This window comes from Dellaglioa sp. CoH-57-MRSF-16 (assembly GCF_056782055.1).
Genome location: NZ_JBXAXZ010000218.1, coordinates 1 through 243, shown reverse-complemented (window position 1 = coordinate 243; position 243 = coordinate 1). Strand labels below are relative to the sequence as shown.

Sequence of the window (243 nt, the reverse complement as noted above, 5' to 3'; positions counted from 1 at the left end):
AAGATATTCCTGTGACGTGGAGCGCTGACAACTTCACCACAGGACAGATTGCTAACCGCCTCAAGTTCTTTGCCTCGAACTTCGTCAGTTACTTCATCGACGACTTGGTGATTCAGAGCGTATCCGGTGCGGACCCTACGTGGCCCCTTGGCGCGGGTGTGTGGCCGACTCCTGAAACTGAGCCTGCTATATCAGCACGTCGTATTTACGCAGTGAACGCCACAGGTAACGGATCGCTCACTC

At 54.3% G+C, this 243-nt stretch carries 1 protein-coding gene; it reads left to right on the top strand.

Annotated elements, in window-relative coordinates; translation table 11 throughout:
* On the top strand, window positions 1-243 hold a 243-nt coding region (locus tag AC1RPH_RS08490), incomplete at both ends, for a hypothetical protein (protein WP_481762147.1).